The organism is Pantoea sp. RG18, from assembly GCF_025910075.1.
GTDB classification, from domain to species: Bacteria; Pseudomonadota; Gammaproteobacteria; order Enterobacterales; family Enterobacteriaceae; genus Pantoea; species Pantoea agglomerans.
This window is the reverse complement of record NZ_JAPCIL010000014.1, coordinates 58,873-74,539: the sequence shown is the minus strand read 5'-3', so window position 1 is coordinate 74,539 and position 15,667 is coordinate 58,873. Positions and strand designations below refer to the sequence as shown.

Annotated in this window: 13 protein-coding genes; 4 read left to right on the top strand and 9 right to left on the bottom strand. The window is 57.4% G+C overall.

What is annotated here, in order from left to right:
• The first annotated feature begins 84 nt into the window (after window positions 1–84).
• Together OK409_RS15270 and OK409_RS15265 are read left to right on the top strand one after the other, a co-directional pair.
• Window positions 85–927 carry a 23S rRNA (adenine(2030)-N(6))-methyltransferase RlmJ gene (locus OK409_RS15270; protein ID WP_008926315.1) on the top strand — a complete coding sequence of 281 codons (843 nt, stop codon included), beginning with the start codon at window positions 85–87 and terminating at the stop codon, window positions 925–927.
• A 60-nt stretch (window positions 928–987) separates the two neighbouring features.
• Window positions 988–1,806, top strand: a complete 819-nt coding sequence (locus tag OK409_RS15265) for a CPBP family intramembrane glutamic endopeptidase (protein ID WP_264367227.1) — start codon at window positions 988–990, stop codon at window positions 1,804–1,806.
• Here the strand turns inward: OK409_RS15265 and rnz are convergent.
• Window positions 1,803–2,714: a ribonuclease Z gene (rnz, locus tag OK409_RS15260; protein WP_010253411.1), complete on the bottom strand. Its 912-nt coding sequence runs from the start codon at window positions 2,712–2,714 to the stop codon at window positions 1,803–1,805. The genes OK409_RS15265 and rnz overlap by 4 nt on opposite strands.
• A gap of 128 nt (window positions 2,715–2,842) precedes the next feature.
• Between rnz and gorA the strand changes: the two genes are divergently transcribed.
• Window positions 2,843–4,195 carry a glutathione-disulfide reductase gene (gene gorA / locus OK409_RS15255; protein WP_264367195.1) on the top strand — a complete coding sequence of 451 codons (1,353 nt, stop codon included), beginning with the start codon at window positions 2,843–2,845 and terminating at the stop codon, window positions 4,193–4,195.
• Between the two features lie 284 nt (window positions 4,196–4,479).
• On the opposite strand, the gene OK409_RS15250 is transcribed toward gorA, so the two are convergent.
• From OK409_RS15250 to OK409_RS15230, 5 genes are all read right to left on the bottom strand, one after another.
• Window positions 4,480–4,872 (bottom strand): winged helix-turn-helix domain-containing protein, encoded by a 393-nt coding sequence (locus OK409_RS15250; protein WP_228379714.1) that lies wholly within the window; start codon window positions 4,870–4,872, stop codon window positions 4,480–4,482.
• A gap of 1,110 nt (window positions 4,873–5,982) precedes the next feature.
• On the bottom strand, window positions 5,983–6,879 hold the full coding sequence (locus OK409_RS15245) for an alpha/beta hydrolase (RefSeq protein ID WP_022623984.1): 897 nt from the start codon (window positions 6,877–6,879) through the stop codon (window positions 5,983–5,985).
• 745 nt (window positions 6,880–7,624) lie between these two features.
• Complete coding sequence (locus OK409_RS15240) at window positions 7,625–7,969, bottom strand: hypothetical protein (protein ID WP_033780939.1); 345 nt, start codon at window positions 7,967–7,969, stop codon at window positions 7,625–7,627.
• A gap of 22 nt (window positions 7,970–7,991) precedes the next feature.
• Entirely contained in the window at window positions 7,992–9,338 is a 1,347-nt protein-coding gene (locus OK409_RS15235) for a cation:proton antiporter (RefSeq protein ID WP_010671500.1), read from the bottom strand.
• A gap of 61 nt (window positions 9,339–9,399) precedes the next feature.
• On the bottom strand, window positions 9,400–10,602 hold the full coding sequence (locus tag OK409_RS15230; protein ID WP_010253427.1) for an MFS transporter: 1,203 nt from the start codon (window positions 10,600–10,602) through the stop codon (window positions 9,400–9,402).
• A gap of 93 nt (window positions 10,603–10,695) precedes the next feature.
• Between OK409_RS15230 and OK409_RS15225 the strand changes: the two genes are divergently transcribed.
• Window positions 10,696–11,664 (top strand): LysR family transcriptional regulator, encoded by a 969-nt coding sequence (locus OK409_RS15225; RefSeq protein ID WP_022623981.1) that lies wholly within the window; start codon window positions 10,696–10,698, stop codon window positions 11,662–11,664.
• Between the two features lie 34 nt (window positions 11,665–11,698).
• Here OK409_RS15225 and OK409_RS15220 read toward each other — a convergent pair whose 3' ends face one another.
• From OK409_RS15220 to kdpC, 3 genes are all read right to left on the bottom strand, one after another.
• Entirely contained in the window at window positions 11,699–12,202 is a 504-nt protein-coding gene (locus OK409_RS15220; protein ID WP_010253431.1) for a TIGR00645 family protein, read from the bottom strand.
• Between the two features lie 54 nt (window positions 12,203–12,256).
• Window positions 12,257–14,932: a two-component system sensor histidine kinase KdpD gene (gene kdpD / locus OK409_RS15215; RefSeq protein ID WP_264367194.1), complete on the bottom strand. Its 2,676-nt coding sequence runs from the start codon at window positions 14,930–14,932 to the stop codon at window positions 12,257–12,259.
• A 163-nt stretch (window positions 14,933–15,095) separates the two neighbouring features.
• Window positions 15,096–15,662, bottom strand: a complete 567-nt coding sequence (gene kdpC, locus OK409_RS15210) for a potassium-transporting ATPase subunit KdpC (RefSeq protein WP_010253435.1) — start codon at window positions 15,660–15,662, stop codon at window positions 15,096–15,098.
• Between the last annotated feature and the right edge of the window lie 5 nt (window positions 15,663–15,667).

The window sequence follows — 15,667 nt, the reverse complement described above, 5'->3', positions numbered from 1 at the left end:
GTTCTGTGGGTAATACGTGAGGTAATAATTGGTATAAATTGATTTTCCATCAATTAAAACCTTATACATTCAACAGGATAAACAATGCTGAGTTATCGCCATAGCTTCCATGCTGGCAACCACGCCGACGTGCTGAAGCACACCGTTCTGAGCCTGATCATCACGGCGCTGAAAGAGAAAGAGAAACCGTTTTTCTACCTGGATACCCATGCGGGCGCAGGCCGTTATCAGCTTAGCGGCGAGCACGCCGAGCGTACCGGTGAATATCTGGAAGGCATCTCACGTATCTGGCAGCAGCCCGATGCGCCGGAATTGCTGCAACCCTATTTTGATGCGATTCGTGCGCTGAACCGCAGCGGCACGCTGCGCTACTATCCGGGTTCGCCGCTAATTGCCCGCCATCTGCTGCGTGAAGATGACAAACTGCAACTCACTGAGCTGCACTCCAGCGACTATCCGCTGCTGCGTAACGAATTCAGCAAAGACAACCGTGCCCGCGTCGATCGTGCCGACGGTTATCAGCAGTTAAAATCGAAACTGCCACCGCCGTCACGTCGCGGTCTGGTGCTGATCGATCCGCCGTATGAGATGAAAAGCGACTACCAGGCAGTGGTGAAAGGGATTCAGGAAGGCCATAAACGTTTTGGCACCGGCGTCTTTGCGTTATGGTATCCGGTGGTTTTACGCCAGCAGATCAAACATATGCTGCGCGACCTGGAAGCGACCGGCATTCGCAATATTCTGCAGATCGAACTGGCGGCCCGTCCCGACAGCGATCAGCGCGGCATGACCGCCTCCGGCATGATCGTGATTAACCCGCCGTGGAAACTGGCCCAGCAGATGAATACCCTGCTGCCTTGGCTGCACCAGAAACTGGTTCCGACGGGTACCGGCCACTACGCGGTTAACCAGATCGTACCCGAATAACTCTCTTTGTCTTCTACGCCGCTCACTACCGGTGCTGCGGCGTTGTATCAGGTCTTTACCATGTGGATCATACTGGCTGGCGCGCTGGCCGCGCTGCAACCGGCCCGACGGCTGGCATTATTATTACTGGCGCTCGCCACACTGCTGGGTTTTTATCAGGACGTATTAGCGTGGCCGGCGCTGCTGCTGTTTACCGGCACCGCCGCTGTGGTGGCACTCCGTATTTATGACCGTGACCATCATCGACGACAAATAGGGACCGAAGCGCTGCTGGTGCTGATCGCCATCGGGTTGCTCCTCCATCTTTTTCCAGGCTTTAATAATCCCCTTAAGGCAGAGGATGTGCAGGCCGGACCGCGCAGCGTGCCTTTCAGCTTCGGGTTTAACTTCGATAAAGCGCTTATTCCTTTTGTACTGCTGGCCTGCCTGCCGACGCTGTTTCGCGCGCCTGCCACGCCACCACGCTATCGGCTACCCGCCGCACTGGCGCTGATCGCCGCCATTCCGCTGCTGCTGTACTGCGCGGTATTATTGAGCGGATTAGCGTTTGAGCGACATACACCGGACTGGCTGGGGCCATTTATGCTCGCCAACCTGTTCTTTGTTTCGCTGGCGGAAGAGGCCCTGTTTCGTGGCTATCTGCAGCAGCGATTAAAGCAGGTAGTGGGCGGCATCCCTGCGCTGTTACTGAGCGCGCTGCTGTTTGGTCTGGTGCATCTGAGCGGCGGCCTGTTGCTGGTGATCTTCGCCACCCTGGCCGGGCTGTTATATGGGCTGGCGTGGCACTGGAGCGGCCGCTTATGGCTGGCGACCGCCCTGCACTTTGGCCTTAACCTGACCCATCTGCTGTTTTTCACTTATCCCGCACTGCATCATTAGAGGTTAAAAACCGCCAGATCCCAGGCCAGCTCGGTGCAGGGAAAAATCGTCTGGCACTCCGCCAGCAGGCGGTTCATGTCTTTTGCCAGATAGCGTGAACTGAAATGGGTGGCGATCAGCCGTTTTGCCCCGGCGCGTTTTGCCACTTCGGCGGCCTGCAGTGTGGTGGAGTGCCCGCGCCCGTTGGCTTTTTCTACCATCGCGGCCTCCAGCGTGGTTTCATGCACCATCAGGTCAACATTGGCCGCCAGTTGCAGCGCGACCTCAGTAGGTGCCGTATCGCCAAAGATAGCCAGCGTTTTGCCGGGTGTCGCGGGGCCAAGATAGTCAGCACCGTTGATTACCCGCCCATCTTCCAGCGTCACGCATTCACCCTGCTTCAGCTGCTGAAACCACGGGCCGCGTGGCACCCCTTCCGCTTTCAGCCGCGCAGCATCCAGCAGACCGGGTTTGTCATGCTGTTCAATGCGATAGCCAAAACACTCCACCGGATGGCTCAGCGGCCAGGCGCTGATACGAAACTCACCGTCGTCCAGCGTCCAGCCCGCCTCAATCTCAACGATGGTCAGCGGGTAGTCGGTGTAAGAGCCGCTGATCGACAGCGCCGTCTCAACAAAGGTTTTTAATCCCCTGGGGCCATAGACCGTCATCGGTGTGGTCAGCCCGGCCATTGACCGGCTGGTGAGTAATCCCGGCAGCCCGAAAATATGATCGCCATGCAGATGGGTGATAAAAATCTTATCCAGCTTGCCCGGTTTGAGGCTGGATCGCATAAACTGTAATTGTGTGCCTTCCCCGCAGTCGAACAGCCAGGTTTCACCACTCAGCGCGCGGGTAAAAGCAATAGACGTGACGTTACGTTGCAGGCTGGGAGCACCGCCGCCGGTGCCGAGAAAAGTAAGGTGCATGGTATGCTTCCCTGTAAGCGAGTGAAAAAACAGAACCCTATTACAATCATAGGCGCAAACTTTGCGTCATTTCGACCCGCAGCGTTACACTCAACCCCAATTTTTTATGCAACCGGATGGATACTTCAATGACCCGACATTTCGACTATCTCGCCATTGGCGGCGGCAGTGGCGGCATCGCCTCAATTAACCGTGCGGCTATGTATGGCCAGAAATGTGCCCTGATTGAAGCGAAAGAGCTGGGCGGCACCTGCGTGAACGTGGGCTGCGTGCCGAAGAAAATCATGTGGCATGCCGCGCAAATCGCCGAAGCGATCCATCTCTACGGACCGGATTATGGCTTCGACACCACCGTGAATCGCTTCGACTGGGCCACACTGGTGAAAAACCGCAGCGCCTACATCGATCGCATCCACAACTCCTATGACAACGTGCTGGGTAAAAACAAAGTCGAAGTGATCAAAGGCTTTGCCCGCTTTGTCGATGCGCACAGCGTTGAAGTCAACGGCGAGATTATCACCGCTAACCATATTCTGATCGCCACCGGCGGTCGTCCGGTCCACCCTTCTATTCCGGGTGCAGAGTACGGCATTGATTCCGACGGTTTCTTTGAGCTGGACGCGCTGCCAAAACGCACTGCGGTCATTGGCGCAGGCTACATTGCGGTTGAGCTGGCTGGCGTGGTTAACGCGCTGGGTTCAGAAACGCATCTGTTCGTCCGTAAACACGCGCCGCTGCGCAGCTTCGATCCGCTGCTCACCGAAACGCTGGTCGAAGTGATGAACAGCGAAGGCCCGGCGCTGCATACCGAATCTATTCCAAAAGCTGTGATTAAAAACGGCGATGGTAGCCTGACGCTGCAGCTGGAAAACGGCAGCGAATATACCGTGGATTGCCTGGTCTGGGCGATTGGCCGTGAGCCCGCCAACGATACCCTGAATATTGACGCCGCTGGCGTCGCGCTGGACGACAAAGGCTATATCAAAGTCGATAAATTCCAGAACACCAATGTGTCAGGCATCTACGCCGTGGGCGACAACACCGGTGCGGTTGAGCTGACGCCGGTTGCGGTCGCGGCGGGCCGTCGTCTCTCTGAGCGTCTGTTTAACAACAAACCGGACGAGCATCTGGATTACAGCAATATTCCGACGGTGGTGTTCAGTCATCCGCCGATTGGTACCGTGGGACTGACCGAGCCGCAGGCACGGGAACAGTATGGCGACGACCAGGTGAAGGTTTATAAATCGTCATTTACCGCCATGTACACTGCGGTAACCCAGCATCGTCAGCCGTGTCGCATGAAGCTGGTCTGTGTGGGTGCAGATGAGAAGATTGTCGGCATTCACGGTATCGGATTCGGCATGGATGAGATGCTGCAGGGCTTCGCTGTGGCGCTGAAAATGGGTGCCACTAAAAAGGACTTCGATAGCACCGTGGCGATCCATCCGACCGCCTCCGAAGAGTTCGTGACGATGCGTTAATTCCCCGAAAAGAATACTATTGGGAAAAACTGGTCATCAGGGCCAGTTTTTTCCTGCAACTGCGCCCAACGAAAATTAATGCGCCCGCTGACGCGAAATGTAAAACCTGCGTTTCTTTTCATATTTTCAACACCCAGCAAGAGCCAGGCTGATTAACAGCGGAAAAACCGAACCGACAGTAATTAAATCCATTTATATATGAAATTATTTAATGACTACCGATTATATTCACAGGCTCGACGTCCATTTCCACAGGATTATCGTTAGTGAATTTATCGCTGTATTTAATGAATGCCTGAAGTGATACGACTGCTAAATAGCCTCTCCACACTGTCGCTTTTGAGGAGATAGCCTTTCTTCGAAACTCTCAGGATCACATCATCACTTAAACCCAGAAAAAAGAGCTTCGACTTTAAATTAGACATAACCTGCCAGACCCGCTGCGTAGAAGAACTCAGTCCATGTTTATCCCAGACGTTCTCCATAAGTTCCGAATCCGTGACAACATCAATAGTGGCATTTTCAAAAAGATACTCTAATACGTGCGACATGGTTTTTCTCAGGATGATATCTTCACCATACCCATTCAAACAAATTAGTCGCTTTGTCTTGTGTAAATAAACCACATTCCCTTCAATAAGATAGCCAATAAAATTTACTTCATTACCCGGTAGCATGATGTTCTCCAGAACAATGATGAAAACAAGATAATAACTTTTATTCAGGTATTTAAAAAACATCACTTCATTATTTGTACATCACTTTTTAATCAGCCCTGGCCACGCCTTTCCACTGTTCCTGGTCTGTAATAGCGATGCCTCGATGATCGTCATGCATATAACGCTTTGTTGTGTGTTAAAATCCTGACTATCTACCTCGCCACATCGTTAATAAAAAGTAATAATAAATAAGTCTGTTCTGGCGGAGAAGCAGACTGACCTTAATACTCATCCGACAGAGTGCAATAAGATGTTGTTGCTTATCATCGCCGGCAAGAAAAACTTAAATATTTCTTAGTTAAATCAGAAACCACCGATAAACTGACCAGGATGGATTGCTGTCTGATTTGCCTCATCTTATGCGTAGCCGTTATGAAATCATCTAACGTTAACGAAGACAATAAAGTGGGATTTTTATTTTAGTTCAAAACTTACGGGTTTTATTACGACCATCTGTAGCAGAATCAGCCAAAATAAAGCTTAAAAGAAGAATCGCTTTGGATTGAAAGACGATTGCGTCATCCGAACACGCCCGCTTCAACGCTTTCATTAGTTTTTTTATAATCCATAAGACCTGATATTTCTGGCCAATTTTTGATCTGTATCAACTGGCAATATATCGGTGGAAAAAGCAAAGTAATGGCGAAAAAAAGAAGCAAAGGATAGGAGATAGGAATGTTCTTTGCCCGGGAATTAATCAGATCCGTTTGTTTATTAAGATAATTATTAAAGCGTCCTTATTTAGCTATTTTGTACCGTACTAACGGCAGGAGATTTTCATCTTATTGTATACAGAGTCAGAAATAAGCGTGAGTGCCCCTTAGCTCCATACATCCTCGTTAACGTGATAAATAAGAATGAGTTATTAATGCGCCCTGACCTGTCAGCCTAGTCCGCTGATATCAATATTTAGGGGTTGGGTCTGGCTCTGGATTGGGAGATTTAAGATGGCAGAGGGCGCAGCATTAACCGGGACCGGGACAAAGGGTCACCTTCGATCTGGTGACCTTGCGCCAGGCAGGGGGAGAACGGATCCCCCGGTGCAGTCGTGCACCGCGCCAGTGCAACTCAGCTCACGCGATCCAGCCAGCGAACATAAGCCTGATCCCATAACGCCGCTGGCGTGCCCGCCTTGCCAAGGCCAAAGCCATGCCCGCCTTTGCTGATCTGAATCAGCTCAACCGGCACACGATTACGGCGACAGGTGTCGCGCATCAGCTCGGTGTTAAACGGATTTGAGGTGTGATCGTCCTCGGCCTGCGCCAGAAACGTCGGCGGATATTGCCGGGTTACGTAGTTCTGCACTGACCAGTTCGCCTCATCCTGCGGCGTGGCATTTTTGCCGACCATCATCAGATGGGTATTGGTGTGCTGATAAGGCGCTTCCAGGGTGATGACCGGATAGATCAGACCAACGCTATCGACTTTGGGCACCACTTCATCCAGCGGATCGATGGCCGGATAGGATTCAAAGTCCGGACGCGCCGCCGCCAGCCCCAGCAGATGCCCACCTGCCGAGAAGCCCAGCACATGCACCTTGCGCTCAAAGGATCGCACCAGCCGGATGGCACGCTGCGCATCCTGCAGCGGTGCCAGCCGCCCCGCCTGCCACTTCTCATGCGGCAGCCGGTAGCTGAGCACATAGGCGGTATAGCCATTGGCATTGAGCCAGCGCGCGACCGGCCAGGCTTCGCGTCCCATGCCGATCCAGCGATAACCGCCACCCGCTGCAATTAATACCGCTTCGCCATTGGGATTTTCCGGTTTAAAGCGCTGAATCGCCGGGCTGACGATATTTGACCAGGAACCGGTGCTGTTAATATGCAACTGGCCCGATGGGCCGCCGCCGCCGGGCGGATCGTCCGGCCAGAGGGGAATAATGTCATCGCGGGCAAATATTTTGCCGGTGGTCATGGAGAGCCCGAGCGCTCCCGTGCCGAGAATAAAGCGTCGACGCGTAATCATAATGCCTGTTATGTGATACCAGAAGAGTGAGCAAACCGTTGCGGCAGGCTGCAGTAGAATCAACAGATGCAAGTCGGGTGCCATGGCTGGCGATTATGTACGCAATGGCCCCTGAAAAGCCATAAAAAAACGCGCCCGCCAGGCGTAATGCTGATCAGTTAAGCGACAGGTGATAACGCAGTCTGGTGCCGGGCAGGGGCTGGCGGTCCTCGTGCCGCTGCGCGGTTCCTTCACGTCATTCCTCTGCCTGACGGACCGCCGGGGATGGCACATCCTGTGCCGCCCCGCCTTTCGCCCGCGTCCTGCGGGCTCTCCTGGCAGACTCATTCTGTTCAGCGCTGCGGATTGCCTTCCCCTGCCCGGCACCGGCCTGCTCTGAAACTTCAGTGTGTATTGTTAAAAAGGGCACGAAAGTGGAGGCCTGAGCGCCTCTGCTGCTGAAAGGGTTATCCGCAGCGCTGAGGCGTGACGGTGGGCCAGAAGTCCACGCCGGGAAGCGTGGACAGGTCGGGGCCGGCCAGGGAGGGCCGATCCCCGAACGGTTCGTCGGCACGCCGTCAAAGCCGAAGGTACCGCGTGAGCGGCGCGAGGACGGCCCGGCAGCAGCAGAGGTGCGCAGGCCCGCACTTGCGGCTCGCTCGCACATAAAAAAAGCTGCCACGTTTGACTGTGACAGCCTTTACAAATTTAATCTTAACTGATCAGTATTAGCCCGGCAGGCGCGTTTTTATTTAATCCGATGCGGTTAATCTTCCTGCTGGAACTGCGCCATCACGGCCTGCTCACACTGCTGTTCGTTAACGCGCAGTTTGGCACGCTCATCATCTCCCAGCTGCAGCCAGGCACTGGCCACTTCACGCGCGGACTCTTCATCGAACTCGGGCTGATTCATCGCCGATGACGACTGACTGCGCGCCACGGTGGACTTCATCTGGTCGACATATTGATCCGCGCTGGCGACCTTTTTCTCGCCGCTGACAATGTGGCACAGCTGACTGGCATAAACATTCTGCTCAGTGTCAGCCTCGTCCGCCGCCAGCGCGCTGCCGGTGGCGAGGATGCTCAGCAGCACTATCTGAGTTACTTTCATTCTTAACTCCTGTTAGTTCGGGTTAAACCTTACGCTGAAGGGCTTCTAGGCGTTTCTGACGCCAGTTCAGCAGCGGCGACACGGTGGTGCCGTGGACCACCACGCTGCAGACCACCAGCGTTAACGCCATATTGGTCATAATTTCCATCTGCGGGCCTTCCATACCGTGCGTCCAGGCATAGGCGATGTAGTTCAGACTGCCAATCCCGCGGATGCCCAGCCAGCCAATCAGCAGACGCTGCCCCAGCGGCAGTCCGGCGCGCAGCGTCACCAGCCAGACGGCCAGTGGCCGCACCACCACAAACAGCACCAGGCCGATCAGCACGCCGTAGATGTTCCAGTGCTGCGCCAGTGTGACGCCCAGCACCACCATCATGCCAGCCGCCAGTAAACGTTCAATAGTATCGCCAAAAGAGAGGGCGTCGCCTACCACAAACCCTATCGACTTCACCATATTGTTGTCGCCCTGATGCGCCAGGCGTTTATTAGGGTTCACCAGTGCTTCAGAGGGCAGCACGCGCTCGTCGTCAGAGAGATCGTCCGGCTGATGGCGACGGAACACGCCCATCTCAGCACGGCGTAATCCCAGCCCGGCGGCGAAGGCAGCCAGGAAGCCGGAGGCACCCAGCCACTCCACCAGTGAATAACTCAGTGCAATCAGCGCCAGCGCCAGGAAATCATTGGGCGCCACATCGCCATTGGCATTGCGCAGTCGGGTCGCCAGCAGGCCAATCAACTGCCCCAGCACGAAACCGATGATCAGACCGCCGCCAATTGCCCAGAGCACCTCGACCGCACCCCAGTGCCCCAGCATCGCCACGCTCAGGCTTTCGCCATTAAACAGCAGCAGCGCCAGCATCAGCAACGGCAGCGCGGAACCATCATTCATACCCGCTTCGCTGGAGATTGCCACGCGCAGCGAGTCATCATCCTGCGCATCGTTGACCGAGATTAAGCTCGCCAGCACCGGATCGGTTGGCGCGACAATGGCACCAAACGCCAGTGCAATCGGCCAGTCTAATCCCACCAGGAAGTGCGACAGCAGGGTCATCGCGGCCACGGTCAGCAGCATGGCGGGAAAAGCCAGTTTCAGCCCGGTGTGCCAGCAGTTATTTTGCAGCGGCTGACGCAGCTTGAGGCCGGTGATGAACAGCGAGGCAGCCATGGTGATTTCAGTGATGTGCGCCACGGCTTCGGAATGGGTAACAATATCGATGTGGATAACATCAAATCCCCACGGGCCGCACAGAATGCCCGCGATAAGGAACAGACCAAATGAGGTGACTGGCCCCCGGTGAATCCAACCGGAAGCCAGCGACATCAGCAGCAGAAGGCCGCCCGTCGCTGCTGTCCAGGCTAAAAAGTTCATAACACTCCAGATTATTTCGGGTTTATGAATAAGCCTGGCACATTTTTTGACGGGCGAGGTGTCAGTTTTTCAGGTGTCGACTGGCGAAGCGGACCGCCAGCGCGGCGGCACCGGCTAAGGTCGAGAGCGCAACCACGCCATTCCAGCCCCAGTGTGCCAGCGCCAGACTTCCCAGCGCCGCACCGGTGGCCATACCGATAAACACCACGGTAAACAGCAGCGCATTCAGGCGGCTGCGTGCTTCCGGCGCCAGGCCATAGACCAGCGTCTGATGCGCCACCAGGGTGGCCTGCACCCCTAAATCGAAGCCGATGGTGCAGAGGACAATCAGCGCCAGCTGGGCTGGCATTGGCAGCAGCGGCAGCAGAAACATCAGCGCAAAGGAGATTGTCACCAGCGCGGCGCCAGCCTGCGTGACCCTTGCCGGACCGATGCGGTCAGCAAAACTGCCCGCCAGCGGTGCCGCCATGGCACCCGCCGCACCGGCTAAACCAAACGCCCCGGCCACGGCACTGTCCAGATGAAAGCGGTCGCTGAGCATTAACGCCAGCGTCGACCAGAAGGCGCTAAAGCCCACTGACAACAGCCCCTGAGCCAGTGCGGCACGACGCAGCGTCTGATGGTGACGCCACAGGTGAACCAGCGACAGCAACAGGCGCGGATAGCTCACCGAGGTGCCTGGCGCGAAACGCGGCAGTACCCGCCACAGCGTGAGCGTAATCAGCAGCACCGCCAGCGCAGCAATCATATACATGGTGCGCCAGCCGAAATACTCTGCCACCACCCCGCTGACCACCCGCGACAGCAGGATGCCCACCAGCAGCCCGGTCATCACCGTGCCGACTGTTTTACCCCGACTGCGTTCCGGCGCCAGCGCCGCCGAAGCGGGCACAATATCCTGCGCCACGGTGGCGGTCAGGCCGGTGATAAAACTGGCAATCAGCAGCGCGCTGAGTCCACCGGAAAAACCACACAGCAGCAGCGCCGCCACCAGCATTAAGCCTTTGATAAAGATAATGGTGCGCCGGTCATGGCGATCGCCCAGCGGAGCCAGCAGCAGGATGCCCAGCGCATAGCCCGCCTGGGTCAGCATCGGCACCATGCCGACCGCGCCGATGCCGGCGTTAAACTGCTTGCTGATGATATCCAGCATCGGCTGGCTGTAGTAGATCGACGCGACGCTGAGTCCGGCACCGGCGGCCAGAGTAAACACCAGCGGCGCAGAGAGCGGTTCATTTTGAGTCTGGGTCTGTATGGCTGACATGCTGTAATCCTCATCATTTCGTCCTGCCATTAAAGCGCATTGCGGTTATACGCGGTAGACTGACATCAGGCAAAACCGTTATACGTGGTGCGTATGAACAATCCTAACAGCAGCGATCGCATCGATCTGATGCAGACTTTTATCCGTATTGTAGAGAGCGGCAGCTTATCCGCCGCCGCCGCGCAGCTCGGCACGACACAACCCACCGTCAGCCGCCGACTGCAGAGCCTGGAGCAGCGGCTGGGCCTCAAGCTTATCCTGCGCACCACCCATGCGCTGAAGCTTACCGATGATGGCGAGCGCTGCTACGCCCAGGCCCGGCAGCTGCTGGCGACCTGGCATGCGCTGGAAGATGAGCTGACCGGGGCCAGCGATGACCCGGTGGGTACGCTGCGGGTTCGCGCCCCGCACGCCTTTGGCCAGGATCAGCTGATCGCCCCGCTGGTGGACTATCTGCACCGCTACCCCCGGCTCAATATTGAGTGGATGCTGAATGATCGCACGCCCGACTTTATGGCGGAGAATGTGGACTGCGCCATTCAGGTCGGCGCGCCAACCGATCCTTCGGTGGTGGCGATACTGCTGGCAGAAGTGCCGCGTATTGTGGTGGCCGCCCCGCACCTGCTGGCGCAGCAGCCGCCGATAGAGCGGGTTGAACAGCTGCGCGATCTGCCGTGGCTGGCACTGACCAGTTTTTACCGTAACGAAGTGGTGTTGCAGAAGATTGACGACGGCCAGCCGGTGAACCTGGCGATTACGCCCCGGCTGAGCAGCGACAGTTTATATGCGGTGCGCAAAGCGGCACTGGCAGGGATGGGAGCCGCGATCGTCTCGTCCTGGGCGGTGCAGGAAGATCTGGCGGATGGCGGCCTGGTTCAGCTGATGCCTGCGTGGCAGGCACCGCCGCTGCCGGTGTGGCTGACCTATCCCTGGGCGAGTTACTACCCGGCCAGGCTGCAACACTTTTTTGCCATGATCAAAGAGGTGATGCCGCAGCTGGCGGGCACGCGTCCGGCCTCACAGCCAGCGGGTCGTTCAGGGGGAGCAGAGCGGAAAGGGTAAAGCAGGCGCCCGCCTCAGCGGGCCGCCAGAGAGGTTACTTCGGTTTTTTATCGCTGCGCGACATCTGATCCAGCCAGCCCATCACAAAGGCGGAGAGCACAAAGGTCAGGTGGATAATCACGTACCACATCAGCTTGTCGTTTTCGACGTTGCGCGCTTCCATAAACACCCGCAGCAGGTGAATTGAGGAGATGGCGACAATGGAGGCGGCGACTTTGTTTTTCAGCGAGCCGGAGTCCATCTTGCCCAGCCAGCTCAGCTTCTCTTTATCTTCGTCGATATCGAGCTTAGAGATGAAGTTCTCATAACCTGACAACATCACCATCACCAGCAGGCCGCCAACCAGCGTCATATCCACCAGCGACAGCAGCAGCAGGATCAAATCGTTTTCCGCAATGCTGAAAATGTTGGGCAGCAGGTGGAAAATTTCCTGGAAAAATTTAATGGTCAGCGCCAGCAATCCCAGCGAAAGTCCAATGTAAACCGGGGCCAGCAACCAGCGCGATGCATACATCAGGTTTTCGGTAAAACGTTCCATACAATCCCACGAATAATCAAACAGGTCCGGGAGTATAACCGATCAACTGTGAAGTTATTTCAGCCCTTCGTCAGAAATTTCAGGGACCGGCGGCAGCGGCAGCGAGAGACGAAATGCCGCGCCGCCTTCGGCCCTGTTCTCTGCCCAGATCTGACCACCGTGGCTCTCGATAATGGTTTTACAGATTGCCAGACCCAGTCCGACGCCCGGCACCGCCGACTCTTTGTCGCCCCGCCAGAATTTATCGAATATCCGGCTTAAGTCGTCTTCGGCAATGCCCGGTCCGCTATCCCAGACCGAGATCTCCAGCCGTGATGCCGCACGCCAGGCGCGAATGCCGCGTGGTGCGCTGTTACCGGCATACTTCAGGCTGTTCTCAATCAGGTTGGTGAAGACCCGCTCCAGCAGCGTGCTGTCGCCTTTGATCAGCACGATGTCGTCCGGCAGATCGAGCCGGACCTCATGCCCTTTCAGTGATGGTGCCATGCTGCTCAGCGCCCCGCCGACCACCTCTTCCAGCGCCAGCCACTCCTCACGCAGGTTGAGGCCGCCCGACTGAATGCGCGCCATATCCAGCATGTTGCTCACCAGCCGGATGGTGCTCAGCGTCTGCTCGCGGATCTGACTGGCCTGCGGCACATATTTTGAGTTGTCGCTGGCCAGGTCGAGCATCAGCATTTCCGCCTGACCAAACAGCACGGTCAGTGGAGTGCGCAGGTCGTGGGACAGCGCTGACAGCAGCGCATTGCGCAGCTGTTCACGCTCCGCCGAGAGCCGGGACGCCGCCTCGCTATGCGACAGCGCCATCCGTTCCAGTGCGTTAGCAATCAGCACCGTAAAGGTTTCCACCAGCCGCTGCTGCTCGGGGATCATCAGCTGACGCAGGTTCTGCGGCTCCACCACCAGCAAACCCCGGCAGTGCGCGCCACTTTTCAGCGGCAGGATCTGATAAGGCACCGCCGGTAAGGTATCGGTGCCCGCACCCGCAGGCTGGCCTTTGCTGTAACTCCATTTAGCAATCGCGCGATCCGGCTCGCTGGCCGGTAACGCATCGCCCACCGGTTGCAGTTCGCCCTGCTCATCCGGCAGCAGCAGCAGGCAGCGCGCCTGTAACGTGGCATCCAGCACCCGCTGGCTGGTGGCGGCGATATCCTGCGGCGTTAACGCACTGCCCAGCGATTTCGCCATCTCATAGAGCTGGCGCGCCCGCTGCTCGCGGTAGCGCGCCACCCGCGCCTGATAACGCACGCCTGCCGTGAGATTGCCGACGATTACGCCCACCGCCAGCATCACGCCAAAGGTCACCAGATATTGCAGATCGGAGACCGCCACCGTGCCGGTGGGGGCAACAAAGAAGAGGTCAAAGGCGACGATATTCATCACCGTGGCGATCACCGACGGCCAGCGGCCATAGCGCAGCGCCACGATCACCACCGCCAGCAGATAGATCATCACGCAGTTGGCGGGATCGAAACCGATCAGCACCGACTGCCCGGCGGCGGTTACAAGAATACAGAGCACCAGCGCCATCATTACGCCGCGCAGCTGAATACGCCATTTTTCGCTGGTGACGCGGCCATCCGGCAGCGGATGCGGCGCATCCTTCAGCGGCTCATCCAGCGCCACCACCAGCAGATCGAGATCCGGCCCCAGCTGGCCGAGCCGTTCGGCAAAGCTGTCACGCCGCCAGCGCCGCAGCGGGCGACGACCGGTGACAATTTTGCCCAGATTGTGCGCGCGGGCGTAACCCAGTACCGCTTCGGCTTCATCGGGTTCAGAGAGGGTCGCGGTTTCCGCGCCCAGCTCCTGCGCCAGTTGTAACGTACGCAGAATCGCCCGTCGCCGCGCTTCCGGCAGCCGGTGCAGCCGGGGCGTTTCGACATAGACCGCATGCCATTCACTGCCAAGCCGCGCCGCCAGTCGGGCGGCGGTGCGCACCAGCTTTTCACTGCCGCTGTCGTCGCCAATGCAGAGCAGAATGGCGTCGCGGGTGTGCCAGACGCGCTCCCGTCCCTGCTGATCGCGCCAGGCGCGCATCTGATCATCCACCCGATCGGCGGTGCGACGCAGGGCCAGCTCACGCAGGGCGAACAGGTTACCTTTGCGGAAAAAGTTTTCGATGGCGCGTTCCGCGCGGTCGCCAATGTAGACTTTGCCCTCTTTCAGCCGCTGCCGCAGATCGTCGGGCGGCAGATCGACCAGCACCACTTCGTCGGCGCTGTCGAAAAAGGGATCGGGCACGGTTTCGCGCACCTGAATGCCGGTGACGCCGCCCACCACATCGTTGAGGCTCTCAAGATGCTGTACGTTGACAGTAGTCAGTACATCGATGCCCGCTTCCAGCAGCTCCTCAATATCCTGCCAGCGCTTGGGATGGCGCGAGCCCTGCACGTTGGTGTGCGCCAGCTCATCCATCAGGATCACCGCCGGATGGCGAGCCAGCGCGGCATCAAGATCAAACTCTGCATGACGCGAGCGGCCGGTTGCGCGACGCGGCAGCAGAGTTAACCCTGTCAGCAGCTGTGCGGTTTCCGGCCGGTCATGGGTCTCTACCACGCCGATTAAGACATCCAGATCCTGCGCACGCAGCCGTTGTGCCTCCTGCAGCATGGCGTAGGTTTTACCCACGCCAGCACAGGCACCAAAGTAAATTTTCAGCTGCCCGCGATGAGTCTCGCGGTTAGCCTGCAGCAGCGCGTCGGGATCGGGACGCTGGGGTTCGTGGTTCATCGCTTCCTTAGAGCCTATGCCAGTAGGCGTAATTGTTGCAGACAGTCTGGACACGGACAGCGCGGAACAACCGGAGCGTACACGTAGTACGTGAGGATTGTGAGCACTGCCCAGGTTCAGACTGACAAATAAAATAGCCTAATGGGATAGGCTCTTAACACCATTACAGTTCGTTGAGCGCCATATTCAGCTGCAACACGTTGAGGGTCGGTGTGCCGAGGAATGGCAGCAGCGGACGATGCGTCATCTTATCTATCAGCGCCTCGACCTGCGGCAACGGCAACTGGCGGCTGGCGGCGATACGCGGTGCCTGCCAAAGGGCGGCCTGTGGCGAAATATCCGGATCCAGCCCGCTGGCTGACGCGGTGACCAGTTCAACCGGGACGGCGGCCGGTGCCTGCGGATTCGCGGCCCGCAGCGCAGCGACGCGATCGGCTACCGCTTTGTCCAGCGCCGGGTTGCTGGCGGCCAGATTGCTGCCCCCTGAGGCCAGCGGATTATAAGGTTTATCACCACTGGCTGAAGGGCGGCCCCAGAAATAGTTGGGCTGGGTAAAGTTCTGGCCAATCAGCGCCGACCCGCGCGCCACGCCATCCTCCTCCAGCAGCGAGCCGCTGGACTGGGACGGAAACAGCCACTGCGCCAGACCGGTGGTGAGCAAAGGATAAACCACGCCGGTAACAAGCGTAAGCAGCAACAACAGTAAAATTGCCGGACGTAACTGACTCATTTTTC